This window comes from uncultured Mucilaginibacter sp. (assembly GCF_903913935.1).
In the GTDB taxonomy this organism is placed as follows: Bacteria; Bacteroidota; Bacteroidia; order Sphingobacteriales; family Sphingobacteriaceae; genus Mucilaginibacter.
The window spans coordinates 1-3,351 of sequence record NZ_CAIWNH010000404.1 but is presented as its reverse complement, the minus strand read 5'-3'; the positions used below and the strand labels follow the sequence as shown (position 1 = coordinate 3,351).

At 39.7% G+C, this 3,351-nt stretch carries 2 protein-coding genes and 1 pseudogene; all 3 read right to left on the bottom strand.

The window, feature by feature from the left end:
- The coding region (locus QZY09_RS16325; protein ID WP_295674077.1) for a DUF3857 domain-containing protein at window positions 1-862 on the bottom strand (862 nt) is incomplete at its 3' end.
- Window positions 859-2,877, bottom strand: a complete 2,019-nt coding sequence (locus QZY09_RS16320; RefSeq protein WP_295674076.1) for a transglutaminase domain-containing protein — start codon at window positions 2,875-2,877, stop codon at window positions 859-861. The genes QZY09_RS16325 and QZY09_RS16320, both read right to left, overlap by 4 nt.
- Window positions 2,878-2,889: 12 nt before the next feature.
- Window positions 2,890-3,351: pseudogene (locus QZY09_RS16315) on the bottom strand (DUF3857 domain-containing protein); the annotation flags it as partial.

Below are 3,351 nucleotides of genomic sequence, written 5' to 3'. Positions count from 1 at the left end.
ATTTGGGATCACCTATGTCTTTGGTTAATTCCTGCACATGTTCTTTAGTCCCCGCAGGCAGTTCAGTGCGGCTGGCCAGCAATTTATCATATTCCCATTTTCCCAGTGATTTCCAATCTGTGAATGAACCGTCCAAACCGTAATACCTGAATTTTTCAGGAGCTAACTGAACATAGGGGATCACATTTTTATAATAAGGGCTAAATGGCTCGGATTTAGTTGCTTTTAAATTACTTACGCTCCAGCTATAGGTATTAGTTTCCGCTTTTTTTTCACTTTTTATCAAGTTATTGTGGAAGTTGTTTTCTTTATACCTGATATTAAAACCTTTATCGCAGGTGAAACTAAATGAACTTTTCTGAACAGCAATACCATAGCCCGGTACCGGTTCCCATTGGGGAAAATCAAGGGATTGTTTTAATTTCATTTCGTATTCATACACAACGGTATATGGATACTGGCTAACGGCCGGCTTGTAATATTTAATTTTATCATCAAGAAAGAGCGAAAAGCCATCCCAGGCGCTTTGTTTTTCAAAATCACCTTCAGAAAACTTATTAATCGGCTTCCCAAACTCATTTAATATTACGCCTTTAACAGATTTAATAACCCTGCTTTTATCATACTCAAGGACAATTACTGCATCTTCGTCGCCATTTTTATTTAAAACCGTGATGGCCGATTTTACCTGGACAATGGTATTATCCAAGCTCTCTACCCTGACACTCATTTGCTGATCCCTGATCACGGTACTTGCATGCGCAAGCAGTTCCTTTGGAATCAGGCTTGCATCATAGTTATCCTGGGCGCCGGCGTATAAAAAACCTGTCAGCAGGCATATCATAAGTAGTACAGGTTTCATGGTTTTTTCTTAAATAAAATTTCTGCTTTTTCTGATTGAATGATCTTGTTGTAAAATTCTTTAAGGTAAGGATATTCATTCACATCGTAAACGGGTTTGTTAAATTGGATGATATGTGAAAAGGTAAAAGAATGATCACCTGGCTCGTAATTTGTAATAAATTTACCTCCGTTGCCCGGCATGGCTATACCTGTTACGGGCGGCGGCGTTGCCACGGTATATTGTTCAGGCAGATGTATGGTTAGTGTTAACCTTTCGTCAGAGGGCATACCCATATCAACCGGGTAGGTTCGCTCAGCTAGTTTGAAAGGGTTAACGTCTATTTTATTCCAAAAAAATGGGTTGAATGTTAGGTCAGTCGTTCCAACGGCTTTATTAAACAAGTCGATCTCCAGATCATATTTTTCAATAAGTGGCTTGTCAAGGCTGTCAATGTCAATGATCTCTGCTTTAAGCACTTTTATTTTGGGCGATTTGCCCTTGAAATCTTCAATATATTCAGCTGTAGAGTTAAATTTTTTGATGGCCGATCTTTTTTCATAGGCATCGTACCCGGTTGAATAAATAATAGCCGTCCCCTTTAATTTACCATCTTCACTCAAAGTAAAATCAAGTGTGCGCGTACTTTTTTCTTTCTGCGGAACGTTTAAATCCATCCAGTCTGAAGGGCTGTCCATGTTAAAAACGCGGCCACGGTCGTTTAAGCAGCGCATGGGAAGCATACCAAATGGCAGTAATGGATCGGTCGCATCTAGCAGGTAGGTTTGGTTATTAAAATCAACTCGTACTATAACATAGTCAAAATCACCAAGCACCGGATAAAGCGAGTTTATCTTGCCATGGTCGCGTGTTGATAATAATACCGGTCTAGCGTTTAGCCCGGCCGCATTAAGCGCGTTGACCAACGATAAATTTATATCGGCCGCATTGCCGGCATGTTTATCTAAGGCGCTGCTAATCCCATTATCACTAATCGGCTCCTCCCGATTGTTGTATTTAAAAAGCTGCTTTATGTATGTATAAATTGATTGTGCTTTTTCAAGAGCGTCAGTTTTTCCTATAATAACAGGTACTATACGGTCTTTGAACAGTCCCGTTTTTTTTAACTGCGATCCAAAAAACAATTCTTTTTTAAGGATAAGGTCCACATCTTTCCATTCTTTTGTAATGTTTTCTTTAATAAAAGTGTATGGACTAGTTTTTTCGACAAGTTCAAAATTGATTATTGACAAAAAATCCTTGGGCGAAGTCATATAATCTTCCTTTACAAAAGCAGGCACGTCACTCATTCCAAAAATAAGTTTTGAACAATCAACGCTTGTGCTTACCCTGCCGTCGCCGCTACCGCCGCCATCAACTGAGAAACAGTTTCGTTCTACAGATGAGGTATTTTTTGTCAGTTTCAACCCGCCTTTTAGCGAAACATTGTAACGCCAATAGGCCGGAATGTGTGCTTCATATTCCGAGTATATTTTGGGGATAAAATCCTGGAATTGCCAAGGATGAAAGTTGTAGAGGTATGGCGAGAACATACGGTACCGGTATTCAATAACACAACCATTTTGCATTGCCGGCATTGCAAATTTATATACCATTACATTTTTGTTTTCTTTTTCAGCATACACCTTGCTTTTTTCAAGCTCGGCTTTCTGCGTTGCTCCATTGTTATCGGTATAATAAGTGACGCCTGTTAATTCCTCAATGGTTTCGTAGGAATCGGCGTCCTCGTTATAATTGTATACCGGAAGCTCCACGGTGCCGCTGTCAAATCCTTTGTTATCAAATATCTTAATCTTAACATGGTACTCAAAAACCAGTTTTATCCGTTCCCCGGTAACCACTTCAATGCTTGCCTGGCCATGTTCCCGTAATACAACTGCATGCGCCGAAGTATCTTTCGGATACGATTTCATGTCCATTTCTTCATCCGAAATGGCCCCGTATGGAAAATCCTGCGCTTTTAAAAGGTTGTTTAAGCAAAGCAGGGCAAAAAGGATAAGTAAGGTTTTTTTCATGACTGTTATAGTTTATTTCTTTTTGAATACCATTTCTGCTTTTTCGGACTGGATGATATTGTTAAACAACTCTTTCAGGTAAGGGTATTCCTGTGAACTGTAAATGGATTTATTGAGCTGGATAATGTGCGAAAACGTAAATGTATTGTCGTCCGATGCCTGGAAATCCGTTAAAAATCGACCACCGTTATTGGGCAATGCAATCCCTACGGCTTTTGGCGGATTATCCACAACATATTGTGCCGGTAAATGCATAAGTAAAGTAGTTCTGTAATCGCCGGGCATTCCCCTGTCAACCGGGTACGAACGTTCTGAAAGTTTATAGGGATTGGTTGTCATCCTGTCTAAGAAAAACGGATTAAAGGTTAAACTGCCTCCGGCTATCTTATCATAAATATTTATTTCCACCTCGTATTTCTCCATAACAGGCTTGTCTAAACTATCCAGGTTGCTGATCTCTGACTTCAGTATTTT